20 protein-coding genes are annotated in these 14,990 nt (G+C 63.7%); 10 read left to right on the top strand and 10 right to left on the bottom strand.

All coding sequences use genetic code 11. The features are described 5' to 3' along the window. Nucleotides 1–5: 5 nt before the first annotated feature. Entirely contained in the window at nucleotides 6–956 is a 951-nt protein-coding gene (locus AC07VU_RS04215) for a choline sulfate utilization transcriptional regulator (RefSeq protein WP_277589914.1), read from the top strand. Between the two features lie 49 nt (nucleotides 957–1,005). Here the strand turns inward: AC07VU_RS04215 and AC07VU_RS04210 are convergent, their stop codons facing one another. Further along, complete coding sequence (locus AC07VU_RS04210; RefSeq protein ID WP_277589915.1) at nucleotides 1,006–1,656, bottom strand: NAD(P)-dependent oxidoreductase; 651 nt, start codon at nucleotides 1,654–1,656, stop codon at nucleotides 1,006–1,008. Nucleotides 1,657–1,736: 80 nt separating this feature from the next. On the opposite strand from AC07VU_RS04210, the gene AC07VU_RS04205 reads away from it, so the two are divergent. Then, nucleotides 1,737–2,063, top strand: coding sequence for a DOPA 4,5-dioxygenase family protein (locus AC07VU_RS04205; protein ID WP_007926186.1), 327 nt, complete (start codon nucleotides 1,737–1,739; stop codon nucleotides 2,061–2,063). 98 nt (nucleotides 2,064–2,161) lie between these two features. Here AC07VU_RS04205 and AC07VU_RS04200 read toward each other — a convergent pair whose 3' ends face one another. The 3 genes from AC07VU_RS04200 to trpB form a co-directional block, all read right to left on the bottom strand. Further along, complete coding sequence (locus AC07VU_RS04200) at nucleotides 2,162–2,629, bottom strand: anti-virulence regulator CigR family protein (RefSeq protein WP_053263229.1); 468 nt, start codon at nucleotides 2,627–2,629, stop codon at nucleotides 2,162–2,164. Nucleotides 2,630–2,743: 114 nt separating this feature from the next. Then, on the bottom strand, nucleotides 2,744–3,562 hold the full coding sequence (gene trpA / locus AC07VU_RS04195; RefSeq protein ID WP_062824122.1) for a tryptophan synthase subunit alpha: 819 nt from the start codon (nucleotides 3,560–3,562) through the stop codon (nucleotides 2,744–2,746). After that, a complete protein-coding gene (trpB, locus tag AC07VU_RS04190; RefSeq protein ID WP_053263231.1) occupies nucleotides 3,562–4,782 on the bottom strand; it encodes a tryptophan synthase subunit beta in 1,221 nt (406 codons plus the stop codon). Before trpB ends, trpA begins: the two co-directional genes overlap by 1 nt. Nucleotides 4,783–4,909: 127 nt before the next feature. Here trpB and AC07VU_RS04185 point away from each other — a divergent pair, with 127 nt between their 5' ends. Continuing rightward, nucleotides 4,910–5,803: a LysR family transcriptional regulator gene (locus tag AC07VU_RS04185; protein ID WP_038583318.1), complete on the top strand. Its 894-nt coding sequence runs from the start codon at nucleotides 4,910–4,912 to the stop codon at nucleotides 5,801–5,803. Here AC07VU_RS04185 and AC07VU_RS04180 read toward each other — a convergent pair. Beyond that, on the bottom strand, nucleotides 5,800–6,126 hold the full coding sequence (locus tag AC07VU_RS04180) for an ElaB/YgaM/YqjD family protein (protein ID WP_007926179.1): 327 nt from the start codon (nucleotides 6,124–6,126) through the stop codon (nucleotides 5,800–5,802). The genes AC07VU_RS04185 and AC07VU_RS04180 overlap by 4 nt on opposite strands. A gap of 156 nt (nucleotides 6,127–6,282) precedes the next feature. Between AC07VU_RS04180 and AC07VU_RS04175 the strand changes: the two genes are divergently transcribed. Together AC07VU_RS04175 and AC07VU_RS04170 are read left to right on the top strand one after the other, a co-directional pair. Beyond that, a complete protein-coding gene (locus AC07VU_RS04175) occupies nucleotides 6,283–6,498 on the top strand; it encodes a dodecin (protein ID WP_009041497.1) in 216 nt (71 codons plus the stop codon). Between the two features lie 129 nt (nucleotides 6,499–6,627). Continuing rightward, nucleotides 6,628–6,852 carry a DUF1161 domain-containing protein gene (locus AC07VU_RS04170; protein ID WP_053263232.1) on the top strand — a complete coding sequence of 75 codons (225 nt, stop codon included), beginning with the start codon at nucleotides 6,628–6,630 and terminating at the stop codon, nucleotides 6,850–6,852. A gap of 164 nt (nucleotides 6,853–7,016) precedes the next feature. Here AC07VU_RS04170 and AC07VU_RS04165 read toward each other — a convergent pair whose 3' ends face one another. After that, nucleotides 7,017–8,018 carry an LLM class flavin-dependent oxidoreductase gene (locus AC07VU_RS04165; protein WP_009041499.1) on the bottom strand — a complete coding sequence of 334 codons (1,002 nt, stop codon included), beginning with the start codon at nucleotides 8,016–8,018 and terminating at the stop codon, nucleotides 7,017–7,019. Nucleotides 8,019–8,260: 242 nt separating this feature from the next. Here AC07VU_RS04165 and AC07VU_RS04160 point away from each other — a divergent pair, with 242 nt between their 5' ends. Both AC07VU_RS04160 and AC07VU_RS04155 read left to right on the top strand, forming a co-directional pair. Beyond that, nucleotides 8,261–8,692, top strand: a complete 432-nt coding sequence (locus tag AC07VU_RS04160) for an OsmC family protein (protein WP_007926175.1) — start codon at nucleotides 8,261–8,263, stop codon at nucleotides 8,690–8,692. 210 nt (nucleotides 8,693–8,902) lie between these two features. Next, nucleotides 8,903–9,142, top strand: coding sequence for a DUF1161 domain-containing protein (locus AC07VU_RS04155; protein WP_009041501.1), 240 nt, complete (start codon nucleotides 8,903–8,905; stop codon nucleotides 9,140–9,142). Between the two features lie 4 nt (nucleotides 9,143–9,146). Here the strand turns inward: AC07VU_RS04155 and AC07VU_RS04150 are convergent, their stop codons facing one another. Beyond that, complete coding sequence (locus AC07VU_RS04150; RefSeq protein WP_007926173.1) at nucleotides 9,147–9,566, bottom strand: PA0061/PA0062 family lipoprotein; 420 nt, start codon at nucleotides 9,564–9,566, stop codon at nucleotides 9,147–9,149. A 42-nt stretch (nucleotides 9,567–9,608) separates the two neighbouring features. Beyond that, nucleotides 9,609–10,022 (bottom strand): PA0061/PA0062 family lipoprotein, encoded by a 414-nt coding sequence (locus AC07VU_RS04145; protein WP_007926170.1) that lies wholly within the window; start codon nucleotides 10,020–10,022, stop codon nucleotides 9,609–9,611. A gap of 59 nt (nucleotides 10,023–10,081) precedes the next feature. Between AC07VU_RS04145 and AC07VU_RS04140 the strand changes: the two genes are divergently transcribed. Then, nucleotides 10,082–11,161: an aminopeptidase gene (locus AC07VU_RS04140; protein WP_495029546.1), complete on the top strand. Its 1,080-nt coding sequence runs from the start codon at nucleotides 10,082–10,084 to the stop codon at nucleotides 11,159–11,161. Nucleotides 11,162–11,223: 62 nt separating this feature from the next. On the opposite strand, the gene AC07VU_RS04135 is transcribed toward AC07VU_RS04140, so the two are convergent. Both AC07VU_RS04135 and AC07VU_RS04130 read right to left on the bottom strand, forming a co-directional pair. Further along, nucleotides 11,224–11,874, bottom strand: coding sequence for an HAD family hydrolase (locus AC07VU_RS04135; protein WP_041987875.1), 651 nt, complete (start codon nucleotides 11,872–11,874; stop codon nucleotides 11,224–11,226). 27 nt (nucleotides 11,875–11,901) lie between these two features. After that, nucleotides 11,902–12,447 carry a gamma carbonic anhydrase family protein gene (locus AC07VU_RS04130; protein WP_495029545.1) on the bottom strand — a complete coding sequence of 182 codons (546 nt, stop codon included), beginning with the start codon at nucleotides 12,445–12,447 and terminating at the stop codon, nucleotides 11,902–11,904. Between the two features lie 102 nt (nucleotides 12,448–12,549). On the opposite strand from AC07VU_RS04130, the gene prlC reads away from it, so the two are divergent. Continuing rightward, nucleotides 12,550–14,601 (top strand): oligopeptidase A, encoded by a 2,052-nt coding sequence (gene prlC, locus AC07VU_RS04125; RefSeq protein ID WP_495029544.1) that lies wholly within the window; start codon nucleotides 12,550–12,552, stop codon nucleotides 14,599–14,601. Further along, a complete protein-coding gene (locus AC07VU_RS04120; protein ID WP_277589921.1) occupies nucleotides 14,598–14,885 on the top strand; it encodes a YheV family putative zinc ribbon protein in 288 nt (95 codons plus the stop codon). The genes prlC and AC07VU_RS04120 overlap by 4 nt, the downstream gene beginning before the upstream one ends. The last annotated feature ends 105 nt before the right edge of the window (nucleotides 14,886–14,990 follow it).

Here is a 14,990-nt window from a genome sequence, read left to right as displayed (position 1 = left end):
GGCTTATGTATGAAGCGCTTGGCGATCTATCCCTGGACCTGTTCCGCGTCTTCGAGGCGGCGGCGCGCCAGCGCAGCTTTACTGCGGCGGCGGTGGAGCTGGGCACCACCCAGCCGGCCATCAGCCAGCAGATCAAGCGGCTGGAGGAACAGCTCGGCACCCGGCTGTTCGACCGCATCTACCGGGGCATCGAACTGACCGAGGCTGGCAGCCAGTTGTTCGAACAGGTGCAGGCCGGCTTGCAGAGCATCGACAGCGGCCTGAGCGCCATCACCGCCCAGCACCAGCACGAGGTGCTGCAGGTGGCCACCGATTTCGCCTTTGCCGCCTACTGGCTGATGCCGCGCCTGCATCGCTTCCACGCCGCCAATCCACAGGTGGATGTGAGCCTGGTCACCAGCGAGCGCAGCCATAACATGCTGCGCACCGATATCGACGTGGCGGTGCTGTTTGGCGATGGGCGGTTCAAGCAGGGTGAAAGCCATTGGCTGTTCAACGAGGAAGTGTTTCCGGTGTGCAGCCCGCTCTTGCTCAAGGAACGACCGTTGCCCCTCGGCGCCCATTCGCTGCTGGAGTTTCCGCTGTTGCATTTGAAGGGGGAAAACAGCAGCCACTGGTTCGACTGGAGCGGTGTGTTCCGCGAACTGGGGATCGCCACCCCGCCGGCGCCGGGGCAGTTGCGTTTCGACAACTACACCCTGCTGATCCAGGCGGCGATCGGCGGCCAGGGCGTGGGTATTGGCTGGCGCCACCTTGTGGATAACTTGCTGGCGCAAGGTCTGTTGTGCCGGCCGATCAACGAAACGCTGATCTCCCGCTACGGCTATTACGTGGTCCTGCCCCAGCGCAAACGCCGCGGGCCGTTGATCCAGCGGTTTTTCGACTGGCTGATGGCCGAGCAGGCCGACAGTGCGCAATCCCTGGCCGGGCTGGCCTTGCCTTCGATTGCGGTCTGAGGTTCGAAGCGGGGGCGTAAGCCATCGCGAGCTTGCTCGCAATAAGGATTCAGCACACGAAATTCACATGTTCGCCCACATGCAGGTTCAACTGCTGTTCGTCGGCGATGCCGGCCGCCACCCGGGCGAGTCGCTGCACTGGCTCGTCCAGCTTCGGCGGGAGGCTGCCGGCGGGCTGGCTGAAGTGTTCCAGGGTCAGCCCGGGTACGCTTTGCGGCGCATTCACCAGGGTCCAGCGCAAGGTGCTGCCTTGCAGCGCGTCGAGGATGGCTTCGGCCGTCTGGCGGGGTGGGTAGCCTTCCATCTCCGGCTGGTCCAGCACCTCGAAATGCCCCGCCAGGAACAGGCGCCGGACGCCCGCGGCCTGCATGCCAGCGATCAGCGCTTCGACCGCGCGAAGTTGCTCCCGGGGTTCGAGCAGCAGGTTTTCCTGCTGTTCGAGGCCCATGGGCAGCCCCGGAGCATCCAGCAGGCAGGCCACCACGTCGCCTCCGGCCACGCTTTGCCTGACCCGCTCGGCATCGAACAGGTCCCCGCATTTGGTGCGCAAACCGGGAAGGGGGGCGAGGGCCGTCAGGTCGTCGAGGATGGCGATGACTTCATGCTGGCGCCGCAGGAATTCCGCCATCAGCGCGCTGCCCAGGCTGCTCATGGCACCGTAGAGCACCAGCTTGACCACCGGGGTTTCGGCATTTTTCATGGCGCGGCCCGTTTCTTTACACTGCTAAGGTTATGACCTGTGGGCTGTCGCCAGGGTTCGACTTTGTCATGAGAGGTTCCATGCAACGCATCAAGGGCTATCACGCCCATGTCTATTTCGACGCCAGCACCATCGACCAGGCGCGGGCCCTGTGCGAGCAGGCGGCGCAATTGTTTCCGTTGCAGATGGGGCGGGTGCATGAACGGCCGGTCGGCCCGCACCCGGACTGGAGCTGCCAGCTGGCGTTCGAGCCGCAATACCTGGGCGAGGTGTTGCCGTGGCTGGCGCTCAATCGCAACGGGCTGGTGGTATTCCTGCACCCCGATACCGGCGACGACCTGAAGGATCACACGGAGCATGCGGTCTGGATGGGGGCGATCCGGCCGCTGGACCTGTCGATTTTTTAAGGTTTTTCGCGAGCACGCTCGCTCCTACAAGGTCAGGCGCTTTCTGTAGGAGCGAGCTTGCTCGCGATGGCATCCTCTCAAGCGCCATCAGCCCCCGATCAATACAACACGCCATCGAGGATCTCGTAGACGATCCCCGTACCCACCGCGATCAGCACAATATCGGCGCCCATGCGCCGCCATTCATAACCCGGGTAGTACGGCAGGTGCGCCAGGGCGCGGTTGTCCAGGCGTTCACCGTAGTAGCCGCGGGGCAGCGGCTGGCCGCGCACCAGATGGATGCCGTGGGGCGGTGGCGCGCCGCGTACGAAGTAGGCGTGGTTGTCGCGAATGGTCTCGCGCACCGGGCCGAAATCCCGGGGCGGGCCACCACGGCGGTCGGCCTGCGGGCCGCGATGTTCATCGCCCCGATTATCCCCGCGATTGTCTCCTCGATTGTCGTAGCGACCCGGTTGCGGGCCGCCGCGGTCGTGGTCGTCACGTGGGTCCGCGACCGCGTGCAGCAGCGGGCTGGCGCTGAGCATCAGCACACCGAGACCGGCAATCAGGCGTTTGGGCATTTTCATCGGGTCTTCCTCAGAGCACGAACAACAAAAAGGGGCTCAGAACCTGGTTCTGAACCCCTTGGTCTTGCTGGTTAGTCTGTGGACTCTGAGGCGAATTCCTCTGTATCAGGAACTTTACCCTTGGCTGACACGGGCTTGACGCACCCCTTCGGCGAGGGAGGCACACAGGCTCAGCACACCATCCACCGCCTGCTCGGAACTGCTGGCATTGGCGATCTGGTCGATCAGCGCCGACCCCACCACCACGCCGTCGGCGAGGCGGGCGATGGCCGCGGCCTGCTCCGGCGTACGGATGCCGAAACCGATGCTGATCGGCAGGTCGGTGTGGCGACGCAGGCGGGTCACCGCCTCTTCCACGTGCTCCAGGGTGGCGGAACCGGCACCGGTCACACCGGCCACGGAGACGTAGTAGACGAAGCCCGAGCTGCCGTTCAGCACCTTCGGCAGGCGCGCGTCGTCGGTGGTCGGCGTGGTCAGGCGGATGAAATCGATGCCGGCGGCCTGGGACGGGTCGCACAGCTCAGCGTTGTGCTCGGGCGGCATGTCGACCACGATCAGGCCGTCGACCCCGGCTTCCTTGGCTTCGGCGATGAAGCGCGGTACGCCGTAGTGGTGGATCGGGTTGAAGTACCCCATCAGCACCAGCGGCGTGTCGTTGTTGCCGACACGGAACTCGCGAACCATTTGCAGGGTTTTCGCCAGGTTTTGCTTGGCCTCCAGGGCGCGGATGTTGGCCAGCTGGATCGCTGGGCCGTCGGCCATCGGATCGGTGAAGGGCATGCCCAGTTCGATCACGTCGGCGCCGGCGGCCGGCAAGCCCTTGAGGATCGCCAGGGACGCGTCGTAGCCCGGGTCGCCGGCGGTGACGAAGGTCACCAGGGCGGCGCGGTTCTGTTGCTTAAGCTCGGCAAAGCGCGTTTGCAGGCGGCTCATCAGTGTTTCTCCTGCTGGGACTGTTGCATGTGGTGCATCACGGTTTGCATGTCTTTGTCGCCGCGGCCCGAGAGGTTGACCACCATCAGGTGATCCTTGGGCAGGTTCGGCGCGCGCTTGAACACTTCGGCCAGGGCGTGGGCGCTTTCCAGGGCCGGGATGATGCCTTCCAGGCGGCAGCACTGGTGGAACGCGGCCAGGGCTTCGTCGTCGGTCACCGAGGTGTATTCGACACGGCCGATATCGTGCAACCAGGCGTGTTCAGGGCCGATGCCCGGGTAGTCGAGGCCGGCGGAAATCGAGTGGGCGTCGATGATCTGGCCGTCCTCGTCCTGCAGCAGGAAGGTGCGGTTGCCATGCAACACGCCAGGCAGGCCGCCGTTCAGGCTGGCCGCGTGCTTGCCGGTCTCGATGCCGTAGCCGGCGGCTTCGACGCCGATGATCTGCACGCTCTTGTCGTCGAGGAACGGATGGAACAGGCCCATGGCGTTGGAACCGCCGCCGATGCATGCCACCAGGCTGTCCGGCAGGCGGCCTTCCTGGGCTTGCAGCTGTTCGCGGGTTTCCTTGCCGATCACCGCCTGGAAGTCGCGGACCATCGCAGGATAAGGGTGCGGACCGGCCACGGTGCCGATCAGGTAAAAGGTGCTGTCGACGTTGGTCACCCAGTCACGCAGGGCTTCGTTCATCGCGTCCTTCAGGGTGCCGGTGCCGGCGACCACCGGGATCACTTCGGCGCCCAGCAGCTTCATGCGGAACACGTTGGCCTGCTGGCGCTCGATGTCGGTGGTGCCCATGTAGATCACGCAGTCCAGACCGAAACGGGCCGCCACGGTGGCGGTGGCCACGCCGTGCATGCCAGCGCCGGTCTCGGCGATGATGCGTTTCTTGCCCATGCGCCGCGCCAGGAGGATCTGGCCGATGCAGTTGTTGATCTTGTGCGCGCCAGTGTGGTTCAGCTCTTCGCGCTTGAGGTAGATCTTGGCGCCGCCGCAGTGCTCGGTCAGGCGCTCGGCGAAATACAGCGGGCTTGGACGGCCGACGTAGTCGCGCTGGAAGTAGGCCAGTTCCTTGAGGAACTCCGGATCTTGCTTGGCCGCTTCGTATTCGCGGGCCAGGTCGAGGATCAGCGGCATCAGGGTTTCGGCGACGTAACGGCCGCCGAACGCGCCGAACAGGCCGTTGGCATCAGGACCGTTGCGCAGGTTGGTCTGGTTCATGGGGCGCTCCCGGTGATTGGTCAAAAGGGTGAATGCTGGAAAGACAATGGCGTTCACTCTACCCCTGACGTCCCAGGCTGAAAACCGATAAGATCGCCACAACCTGTCAGGAAAACTCACATATTCCATGAGCCACGACCTGCCCCCGCTGAACGCCCTCCGGGCCTTCGAAGCCACCGCCCGCCTGAACAGCGTCAGTCAGGCGGCCGAACAGCTGCACGTCACCCATGGGGCGGTCAGCCGCCAGCTGAAGGTGCTCGAAGAGCATCTTGGGGTGAGCCTGTTCGTCAAGGAAGGGCGCGGCCTTAAACTCACAGATGCCGGTGTGCGCCTGCGCGACGCCAGCAGCGATGCCTTCGAGCGCCTGCGCACGGTCTGCGCCGAGCTGAGCCAGAGCACCGCCGATGCGCCCTTCGTGCTCGGCTGTTCCGGCAGCCTGCTGGCGCGCTGGTTCATTCCGCGTCTGGGGCGGCTGAATGCCGACCTGCCGGACCTGCGCCTGCACCTGTCGGCCGGCGAAGGCGATCTCGACCCGCGCCGGCCGGGGCTGGACGCCTTGCTGGTATTCGCCGAGCCGCCGTGGCCGGCGGACATGCAGGTCTTTGAGCTGGCCAGCGAGCGCATCGGCCCGGTGCTCAGCCCGCGCTACAGCCGTTACGAGCAGTTGCGCGAAGCGCCGGCCAGTGCGCTGCTCAACGAGACGTTGCTACAGACCACCTCGCGCCCGCAGGCCTGGCCCAGCTGGGCACGGCAGAACGGCATCGACGCCGGGGCACTGAAGTTCGGCCAGGGTTTCGAGCATTTGTATTATTTGCTGGAGGCCGCGGTGGCCGGGCTGGGCGTGGCGATCGCGCCGCAGCCGCTGGTGGCCGAGGACCTGCGCGCCGGACGCCTGGTTGCCCCGTGGGGCTTCTGTGAAACCCCGGGGCAACTGGCGTTGTGGCTACCCAAGCGCGCCGCGGACGGGCGCGCCCGGCAGCTGGCGCAGTGGCTCAGTAACGAGCTGCGCCAGACGCCTTAATTGCCGCGTTTGCACAGCAGGTAAGCGGCCAGCAGGCCCAGCGCGCCCACGGCGACGCCGGCGGTGGTCCAGGGGTGCTGCTGGGCGTAGTCGCGGGTGGCGATCCCGGTTTCACGGGTTTTCACTTTGACTTCTTCATAGGCATCGCTGAGCAGGCTGCGCGAATGTCTCAGCGCGCTCTCGGCGTTGCTTTTCAGCGCCTTGAGGGTTTTGCGCGATTCGTCCGAAGCGTCGTCCTTGAGGCTCTCCAGAGACTTGAGCAGACTTTCGATCTCGGCTTCCATGCTTTCCAATGAGGCTTTGCGTAACGAAGTGTTGGCCATGGTGGCTCTCCTGCATTGTTGATTGAGGGTCTGTAGGGTCCGACTGCGCGGCCTGGCGAAAGTGCATTAAATCTGAACTTCGATGGGCCGGGGCTCACTCAAGTGTTGCCGCTAATCGCTGCTAGGCTTTGATCTACCTCATAAGGAGAGCGCGCCATGTCTGATCATCACACCTACAAGAAAGTCGAACTGGTCGGTTCGTCCCCTAGCAGCATCGAAGACGCCATCAACAATGCGCTGGCCGAAGCCAGCAAAAGCATCCAGCACCTGGAGTGGTTCGAGGTCACGGAAACCCGTGGGCATATCAAGGATGGCAAGGCCGCGCATTTCCAGGTCACGCTCAAAGTCGGTTTCCGCATTGCCAACAGCTGAACCTGGGCTAGGCTGTTGAACTTGTGCGCTGGCCGATTGCCATAGGGAATGGCAAAGCGCTATATCTGCCTCGATGCCGAGCAGGCCGGGGCTTGACGCTTATTTTGATTCGACCAGAGAATGTGACCGATGAAAAAACAGGTAATGGCTTTAGTGTTGTTGAGTGTCGCGGGAACAGCCCTTGCTGCCGGCAAGCCATGCGAAGAGCTGAAAAGCGAAATCGCCGCGAAGATCGACGCCAAAGGCGCGTCGGGTTATTCGCTGGAAATTGTCGAAAAAGGCAGCGCGACTGACGGCAAAGTGGTCGGTACCTGCGAAGGCGGTACCAAGGAAATCGTCTACAAGCGTGGCTGAGCCCTTGTAGCAATGAACAAAGCCGACGCGCTGCGTCGGCTTTTTTGTGCCTGGCGTTTAGCCAGGCCAGGCGTGCCCCTGTAGCCGCTGCCGCAGGCTGCGATCGCGACCGAAGGGCGCGCAAGGCCTCTGGATCACCCAATCCCTTCGGCCCGATTGCAGACTCAACCCTTCATCACTTGCGCCAGCAATTCGTAGGAATGCAGGCGGTCGGCGTGTTCGTACAGGTCGCAGGTGAAGATCAGTTCATCGGCGCCGGTCTGTTCGATCAGCACTTCGAGCTTGGCGCGGATTTTCGCCGGGCTGCCGATCATGGCCAGGCCGAGGAAGCTGCCCACCGCCTCTTTTTCATGGGGCAGCCATAGGCCGTCCATGCTCTTCACCGGTTTGCGCTGCACCAGGCTCTGGCCGCGCATCAACGCGAGGATCCGCTGGTACACCGAGGTCGCCAGATAGTCGGCCTGTTCGTCGGTATCGGCCGCCACCAGCGGCACGCCGAGCATCACGTAAGGCTTGTCGAGCACGGCCGAAGGCTTGAAGTGATTGCGGTACACACGAATCGCCTCGTGCATGTAGCGCGGTGCGAAATGCGAGGCGAAGGCGTAAGGCAAGCCGCGCTCTCCGGCCAGTTGCGCACTGAACAGGCTCGAGCCCAGCAACCACACCGGCACCTGGGTACCGGTTCCCGGCACCGCGATCACCCGTTGTTCCGGGGTGCGTGGGCCGAGGTAGGCCATCAGCTCGGCCACGTCTTCAGGGAAGTCGTCGGCGCTGCCCGACCGTTCGCGGCGCAGGGCGCGGGCGGTCATCTGGTCCGAACCTGGCGCGCGGCCCAGGCCCAGGTCGATACGCCCCGGATACAGGCTTTCCAGGGTGCCGAACTGCTCGGCGATCACCAGCGGAGCATGGTTGGGCAGCATCACGCCGCCGGAGCCGACGCGAATGCTCGAGGTGCCGCCGGCCAGGTAGCCCAACAGCACCGAGGTCGCGGAGCTGGCGATACCGTCCATGTTGTGGTGTTCGGCGACCCAGAAGCGGGTGTAGCCGAACTTCTCTACATGGCGGGCCAGGTCCAGGGAATTGCGCAGCGATTGCGCCGGGCTGCCGTCCTCGCGCACGGGGACCAGGTCGAGGGTGGAAAACTTAACGTCGGACAGTGGTTTCATAAGCCTGCTTCTCCAATGGTGTGCAGGCCTTTGTCATGAGCCAAAACCTGCCGAATGCTGTAAGCCTGTTTCATGCAATGTGGGCATATACCCGAGTTTCAATAGCCAGGCTGAATTTGCTGTCTGGACAAACGGCGGATTCAGACAGGATGAACTTCGCCGGGCCTTCTATCCTCTAGAACCCTGAGTAGCAGAAAACCACAAGGGCGCGGCCTTTCGCGCCCGTTCTCGAGGAGACAGACATGAGCATCATCAAGAAAGCATCGGCTCACTGGGAAGGCGACCTGAAAACCGGCATTGGCTCGATTTCCACGGAAACCGGGGTACTGCGCGATGCCCCTTACGGCTTCAAGGCGCGTTTCGAGGGCGGCAAGGGCACCAACCCGGAAGAACTGATCGGCGCCGCGCATGCGGGGTGTTTTTCCATGGCCTTCTCGATGATTCTCGGCGAGGCCGGGCTCAAGGCTGACAGTATCGACACTAATGCCGAAGTGACGCTGGACCAGGTCGATGGCGGTTTTGCGATCACCGCGGTGCACCTGATCCTCAAGGCGAAGATTCCCGGCGCCAGCCAGCAGCAGTTCGATGAGCTGAGCAAGAAGGCCAAGGAAGGTTGCCCGGTGTCCAAGGTGCTGAATGCCAGGATCAGCCTGGATGCGACGCTGCTCAGCTGACGGTGTTTTAACCTGCCCTATCGCTTCGCGAGCCAGCTCGCTCACGCCTTCGAACCCATAGGCGCGAACTGGCTCGCGATTGCACTCCTGCCGAAACTCCCGCACCCGATATGCGCGGCGTCAGAACTCGCTTCATGAAAATGTGGTCGAATGCACGACTGCAGGCTCAGCCCATGACCATGGGCGCTGCATCAAAGGGAGCTCCACATCATGAAACGTTTTGCCCTGGCAGTTGTTTGTTGCGCGCTGGCCACCTCGGCCCTGGCGGCTCCGAAGGATTGCGAAGAACTCAAGAAAGAGATTGAAATCAAGATTCAGGCCAACGCCGTGCCCTCCTACACCCTGGAGATTGTCAGCAAGGAGGAAGCCGAAAAGCACGACGTGGCTATGGTGGTCGGTACCTGTGAAAACGGCACCAAGGCAATCATCTATCAGCGCAACGACAGCTGATCGTTCAGATCACGCAGTTGACCCTATGGTCTTCGGCCAGCAGCTCACGCTTGGCGTTGTACAGCCGGGCACTGGGAGTGAAACCCAGCGAGCGGGCTTCCAGCAGGTAACGCTGGCCGGCTTCGAAATGGTCGTAGCGCACGCTCAGGTAGCACAGGCGCTCGGCCGGATCGTTCATCATGCCGAGGCGCCCGCTGAACACCTCGAAATCGAAACGCACCATCAACTCATGACTGCCCGGGGTGACCTGGAAATAGCGGCCGTCGGTCAGGCGCTGGTTGTCCAGGCGCTCGGCCATCAGCAGCTTGCCGCCCGGCGTCGGGGTGGCGAAATCGACCCAGGCCTGCTGCGGGTCCACCGCCGGCAGGGGGCTGGAGCAGGCAACGAGGCCGGTCAGGGCAAGCAGCAGCAAGGGTTGGCGCATGAGGTCGGGCCGTCCGGGGAAAGGCCTCAAGCATAGCGCCGATCAGGTGCGCTGGCAGCCCGCCGGTTGGCCGGTACCCACCAGATTGCGCTGCTGGTCATAGAGTTTGGCCCAGGGCCGGAAGCCGATATTGCCGGTCTGCAACTGATAGCGCTGGCCGGCGTTGAAGTCCTTGTATTTCACATTCAGCTGGCAGTCGCGCCACAGCGGTTCGCTGTCCGGGCCGATATTGGTGGGCTCCACGGCGAACTGGTAGCGCACCTTCAGCTCATGGTTGCCGGGCTGTACCTCGAAATATCGGCGGTCCACCCAGGCCTTTTCGTCGACCTCCAGCGCCTGCAGGGCGGTGTCCTGGTGGGTGTCGAGGTCGATCCAGGCTTGCGTCGGATCGGGGGCGGGCAATCCGGCACAGCCGCTCAAGGTCAAGAGTCCGGTGGTCAGCAGCAACACGCGCATAGCGAAACTCCAGGCAGGCGAGATAGTCTTGGGGGCAGACTCTCGAAGGATGATTCGATTTGATTAGGCCGCGTTCAAGCCATGGGTTACTTGATCATCTTTTGCGCTTTTTGTTTCCGGGCTTGCTGCTTTTGTCGCTCAACGGTTGTTCCAGCGTGGATTACTACGGCCAGCTGGCCAGTGGCCAATGGCAGCTGTTGCAGGCCCGCACGCCGGTCGAGCAGGTCATCGCCGACCCGGCTCGCGACCCGTTATTGCGTGCCCATCTGGCCCAGTCGCAGAAAGCCCGGCTTTTTGCCAGCCAGCACCTGCACCTGCCGGACAACCAGAGCTATCGCCTCTACGCCGACATCGGCCGGCCCTACGTGGTGTGGAATGTATTCAGCACCCCCGAGTTTTCCCTGAGCCCCAAGACCCACTGCTTCCCGATTGCCGGCTGCGTGGCCTATCGCGGCTACTACAGCCAGGGCGCGGCCCGCGGCGAGGCGGCCTTGCAGAAACAGCAGGGCATGGATGTGGCCATCGGCGGGGTGGAGGCCTATTCGACCCTGGGCTGGTTCAACGACCCGATCCTCAGTTCGATGCTGCATTGGGGCGACGAGCGCCTGGCGACCCTGATCTTCCATGAGCTGGCCCATCAGCGCTTTTATGTGAAGGACGACACCGAGTTCAACGAATCCTTCGCCACCTTCGTCGAGCAGGAAGGCACCCGGCAATGGCGCGCGGCCCGCGGCCTGGCGCCGGCCAGCGATGCCCTGGTGAAGCAGAAGGACCAGTTCATCCAGCTGATCCTCGATACCCGACAGCGCCTGGAACGCCTGTATGCCCTGCCACTGCCAACCGAGCAGATGCGCCAGCGCAAGGCCGCCGAATTCGAACAGTTGCGCCGGGATTACCGGCAGCTGAAGGACAGCCAATGGCATGGCGACGCGCGCTACGACGTCTGGATCAACACCCCGCTGAACAATGCCAGGCTGCTGCCTTTTGGCCTGTACGACCAGTGGGTACCGGCATTCGCCGCCTTGTTCAAGCAGGTGAACGGGGATTGGCCGGCCTTTTACCGGGCCGTGGAGAAGCTCGGCGCGCTGCCGGCTGAAAAGCGCAAGGCGGCGTTGCAAGCCTTGATGGGCGGCGCCTGAAAGCACGCCTTCGCGGGCAAGCCTCGCTCCTGTGGGAGGACAAGCCCGCGATGGCCGGTGGTTCAGCGCTGCAGGAACGCCTGATGCAGCTCATCCAGGGTCTGGAAGTGGTAGGCCGGGGCCTCGGCGCTCAGTTCTTCGTGGCTGCCGAAGCCATAACCCACCGCCGCCGCATCCAGCCCGTTCCGGCGGGCGCCGATCAGGTCGTGCTTGCGGTCGCCGATCATCAGGGTATCGCTGGGGTCCAGGCCCTCTTCGCTGATCAGGTGGCGGATCAGCTCGACCTTGTCGGTGCGGGTGCCGTCCAGTTCGCTGCCGTAGATCACCTTGAAGTGCCGGGCGAAATCGAAGTGCCGGGCGATCTCGCGGGCGAACACCCATGGCTTGGACGTCGCGATGTACAGCTGGCGGCCTTGCCCGCCGAGGGTTTCCAGCAGGGGCGTGACGCCGTCGAACACGCGGTTCTCATACAGGCCGGTAACCTTGAAACGCTCGCGGTAGAAATTCACCGCCTCCCAGGCCCTGGCTTCGTCGAAGCCGTAGAACTGCATGAACGCCTGCAACAGCGGCGGACCGATGAAGTGTTCCAGCTTGCTCAGGTCGGGTTCGTCGATGCCCAGCTTGCCGAGGGCGAACTGGATCGAGCGGGTAATGCCTTCGCGCGGGTCGGTCAGGGTGCCATCGAGGTCGAACAGAACGGTTTGGTAATGCATGGGGATTCCTGGGCAGTGGGTCGGGGCTCAAGCCTGGTCGTAGCCTTCGGCCAGGTGCAGGTCCTTGAGCTTCACGTAGTTGGCGGCGCTGTAGGTGAAGAACGCGCGTTCCTTGTCGGTCAGCGGGCGGGCCTGTTTCACCGGGCTGCCCACGTAGAGGAAGCCGCTTTCCAGGCGTTTGCCCGGCGGCACCAGGCTGCCGGCGCCGACGATCACATCGTCTTCCACCACCGCGCCGTCCATGACGATGCTGCCCATGCCGATCAGCACCCGGCTACCGACGTTGCAACCGTGCAGCATCACCTTGTGGGCGATGGTCACGTCGTCGCCGATCAGCAGCGGGAAGCCGTCCGGGTTGAAGGGGCCGGCGTGGGTGATGTGCAGCACGCTGCCGTCCTGCACGCTGGTGCGGGCGCCGATGCGGATGCGGTGCATGTCGCCGCGGATCACCGTCAGTGGCCACACCGAGCTGTCGGCGCCGATTTCGACGTCGCCGATCACCACTGCCGAACGGTCGACGAAGGCCCGCGGGCCAAGGATGGGCGTGTGGTTCTGATAGCTGCGAATGGCCAAGTTGGATACCTGCTCTGACATTTATTAATGGGGTCGATAGCTGCGGTGGGCGTCGATTGTAATTAAGATGGCCCAATGTTTCTTCCAGCCAAGGTGCCAACCGTGAGTGTGAACAACCCTCTTCTGCAGCCCTACGACCTGCCGCCGTTTTCGGCGATCCGCGCTGAGCATGTACAGCCGGCCATCGAACAGATCCTGGCTGACAACCGCGCCGCCATCGCTGAAATCCTCAAGAACCAGGGCGCGCAACCGACCTGGGCCGGCCTGGTATTGGCCATGGACGAACTCAACGACCGCCTGGGCGCGGCCTGGAGTCCGGTCAGCCACCTCAACGCCGTGTGCAACAGCGCCGAACTGCGCGAGGCCTATGAGTCCTGCCTGCCGGCCCTGAGCGCCTACGCCACCGAGCTGGGGCAGAACCGTGAGCTGTTCCAGGCCTTCGAAGCCCTGGTGAGCAGCCCGCAAGCCGCCGGTTTCGACGTGGCGCAGAAAACCATTCTGGAACATTCCCTGCGTGACTTCCGCCTGTCGGGTATCGACCTGCCGCCAGAGCAGCAGAAGCGTTACGCCGAAGTGCAGAGCAAGCTTTCCGAGCTGGGCAGCCGCTTCTCCAACCAGCTGCTCGACGCCACCCAGGCCTGGACCAAGCACGTCACCGACGAAGCGGCCCTGGCCGGCTTGACCGCGTCGGCCAAGGTGCAGATGGCTGCCGCGGCCCAGGCCAAGGACCTGCAAGGCTGGCTGATCACCCTGGAGTTCCCCAGCTACTACGCGGTAATGACCTACGCCGAAGACCGCGCGCTGCGCGAAGAAGTCTACGCCGCCTACTGCACCCGCGCCTCGGACCAGGGCCCGAATGCCGGCCAGAACGACAACGGCCCGGTCATGCAGGAAATCCTCGACCTGCGCCAGGAACTGGCCCAACTGCTGGGCTACGCCAACTTCGCCGAGCTGAGCCTGGCTACCAAGATGGCCGAGTCCAGCGACCAGGTGCTGAGCTTCCTGCGGGACCTGGCCAAGCGCAGCAAACCGTTCGCTGCCCAGGACCTGCAACAGCTCAAGGCCTACGCCGCCGAACAGGGCTGCGCGGACCTGCAAAGCTGGGACAGCGGTTTCTACGGCGAGAAGCTGCGCGAGCAGCGCTACAGCGTGGCCCAGGAAACCCTGCGCGCCTACTTCCCGATCGACAAGGTGCTCGGCGGCCTGTTCGCCATCGTCCAGCGCCTGTACGGCATCGAGATCGCCGAACTGAAAGGCTTCGACAGCTGGCACCCGGACGTGCGCCTGTTCGAGATCAAGGAAAACGGCCAGCACGTGGGGCGTTTCTTCTTCGACCTGTATGCCCGCGCCAACAAGCGTGGCGGTGCCTGGATGGACGGCGCCCGCGACCGTCGCCGCACCGTTGACGGTGTACTGCAAAGCCCGGTGGCCAACCTGGTGTGCAACTTCACACCGGCCGACAGCGGCAAGCCTGCCCTGCTGACCCACGATGAAGTCACCACCCTGTTCCACGAATTCGGCCATGGCCTGCACCACCTGCTGACCCGCGTCGAGCATGCCGGCGTTTCCGGCATCAACGGCGTGGCCTGGGACGCGGTGGAGCTGCCGAGCCAGTTCATGGAGAACTGGTGCTGGGAGCCGGAAGGCCTGGCGCTGATCTCCGGTCACTATGAAACCGGCGAGCCGCTGCCCCAGGACCTGCTGGAAAAAATGCTCGCGGCGAAGAACTTCCAGTCCGGCCTGATGATGGTGCGCCAGCTGGAATTCTCGCTGTTCGACTTCGAACTGCATGCCACCCATGGCGACGGCCGTAGCGTGCTGCAGGTGCTCGAAGGCGTGCGCGATGAGGTCTCGGTGATGCGTCCGCCGGCCTACAACCGCTTCCCCAATAGCTTCGCGCACATCTTCGCCGGCGGTTACGCGGCGGGCTACTACAGCTACAAGTGGGCCGAAGTGCTGTCGGCCGATGCCTTCTCGAAATTCGAGGAAGAAGGCGTGCTGAATGCCGAGACCGGTCGCGCCTTCCGCGAGGCGATCCTGGCCCGTGGCGGTTCCCAGGAGCCGATGGTGCTGTTCGTCGACTTCCGCGGACGCGCACCGTCGATTGACGCACTCTTGCGCCACAGCGGCCTCAGCGAGGACGCAGCGGCATGAGCGAGGGGCCAGTGAAGACGAAAAAACGCTTTATCGCCGGGGCGGTCTGCCCGGCGTGCAGCGAGCAGGACAAGTTGATGATGTGGAGCGAAGACGACGTTCCCCATCGCGAGTGCGTGGCCTGCGGTTATTCCGACACCCTGAATGAACAGGGGCTGTCGGTGCCCAAGGAACTGGGCACGCGGGTCAACACCCCGGCCCTCAAGGCGCCGGACGCCAAGGTCCAGTCGGTGCAGTTTTTCCCCAACCCCAAGTTGAAGAAAAAGACCGACGAGCCCAAGTAACTGCAAATCCCCTGTAGGAGCGCAGCTTGCGTGCGATAGCGGTGTATCAGATACACCGCGGTGCTTTGATCGCCAGCAAGCTTGGTCCTATCGGGATGCGGTCGA

The sequence above is a fragment of the Pseudomonas sp. GW821-FHT02B10 genome, from assembly GCF_059421865.1.
Note: the sequence above shows the minus strand (reverse complement) of the source record. Positions and strands in the feature narration are given on the sequence as shown.